The sequence below is a fragment of the Micromonospora haikouensis genome (genome assembly GCF_900091595.1).
In the GTDB taxonomy this organism is placed as follows: Bacteria; Actinomycetota; Actinomycetes; order Mycobacteriales; family Micromonosporaceae; genus Micromonospora; species Micromonospora haikouensis.
The window spans coordinates 1-1,901 of sequence record NZ_FMCW01000082.1 but is presented as its reverse complement, the minus strand read 5'-3'; the positions used below and the strand labels follow the sequence as shown (position 1 = coordinate 1,901).

Annotated in this window: 1 protein-coding gene; it reads left to right on the top strand. The window is 64.3% G+C overall.

Annotated features, from left to right (window positions below; translation table 11 throughout):
* Positions 1–216: 216 nt before the first annotated feature.
* Positions 217–1,901, top strand: a 1,685-nt coding sequence (locus GA0070558_RS32520) for an ATP-dependent nuclease (protein WP_091287377.1), incomplete at its 3' end; no start/stop codon positions are given.

Here is a 1,901-nt window from a genome sequence, read left to right as displayed (position 1 = left end):
GATCGTGGCCGCCGCACTCGTCCTGCTCCACACCGAACACGACCGCACCACATGACCACCTCTTGTGATCAGAACATTGCGCGGAATGGCTCACTACACCCGACGACTCAACCTCGAACCCCAGCCATGATCCCGAACGGCGGCTGCCGTACTAGGTGTCGTAGTAGGCGAGTAACCTTCCGTCCGCCGTGTCATTTGGGGATTGGACAGCATCGGATGCGCCTCACCAAAGTCAAAATTCAGCGATTCCGCAACTTCACCGACCCTCAGACGATGATGGTGGAGCCGGATGTCACTTGTCTGGTCGGCAAGAACGAGTCCGGGAAGACCACGATTCTCAAGGCGCTGCATCGGCTCAACCCCGCTAACCGCCCGGATGAGTTCAAGCTGGCCACGGAGTACCCGCGACGCCGGCTGGCCCGCGATCGTAAGAAGGAGCGGCTGGAGGAGGTCGAGCCGGTCATCGCCTGGTTCTCCCTGGAGCCGCAGGACATCGAACCGGTCACCGCAGTCCTGGGCTTCACCCCCCCAGACGGGACCTTGGTACGCGCGTCGCGCACATACGACAGCGCCAACCTGTTCGAGGTCGAGTGCGGGCTCGCCACGATCGTGCAGATCGCCAGCGCGGAGGTCGGAGTCGACCCCGAGGACGTGATCGAACTCGCTGAGCTGCCCGACATCGCCGCAGTGCGCACCCGAGCGGAGGAGTTGGCCACCACTCACCGCGCAGCCAGGCGTACAGCTCGGGCCACAGCGCTGCGCGCGCTGCCCCAAGAACTGACCCAGTACGACGTCCTGATCGACGGGGAGCTCACCAACGGGCAGCAGGAGCAGATGATGGACCTCCTGCCGAAGTTCTTCTACTTCTCCAACTACGAGCTACTCAAGGGTGAGACCGACCTGGAGGAACTCGCGGCGAGGGTCGCTTCGGGCGATCTCCAAGACGGCGACGAGACCATGACTGCGCTGCTGACCCTTGCGGGGCAGGAGCCCAAGAGCTTCCTCGACGAGGAGTACGTCACACGCAAGGCAGAGCTGCAGGCAGCCAGCTCCGACCTCACTCAGCAGGTGATGAAGTACTGGAAGCAGAACAACGCGCTGTCCGTGCGCTTCGACACCGACATGCCAGTCGTTGACACGTCGCCCCACGGCACCCCGATCCGCCACCGCTTCCTCAAGGTCGAACTGCACGACGCCCGTCACGACGTCGACACGAACTTCGAGACCCGCTCGGCAGGCTTCCAGTGGTTCTTCTCGTTCCTGGCCGCGTTCAGCGTCTACCAGGACTCCGACGAGCGGGTCGTAGTGCTGCTCGACGAACCCGGCACCAGCCTGCACGGCGAGGCCCAGCGCGACTTCCTCAGCTACATCTTCAACGAGCTGGGCACCCACCAGCAGGTGCTCTACACAACCCACTCGCAGCACATGCTCGACCCCACCCGGTACGAGACCATGCGCGCCGTGCACGACCGCGCCACACGCGACGAGCCAGAACTCGGCGTCGTCATCACCCCGGTCAACCTGTCCGCCGACCGCACCACGATCCTGCCAGTGGAGGCGGCGCTCGGTTACACCGTCGCCCAACACCTGTTCCTCGGCCACGGTCCACACCTGGCCGTCGAGGGCAGCAGCGACTTCGTATTCCTCATCCGGATGTCTGCGCACCTGACCGCGCTCGGACGCAACGGCCTTGACCCGCGTATGTCGATCATCCCGGTTGGCGGAGCCACCAACATGCCCGCGTTCGTCGCCCTGTTCGGCCGCCGCCTAGACGTGCGCGCTCTCGTCGATGGCGCGGAAACCAACAAGGTCTCCACGAAGATCCGTCAGGCCGCTGAGGCCGTCGGCGTCGACCAGCACAAGATCGTGATTCTCGGTGAGACGCCCGGCCTACCCAACAC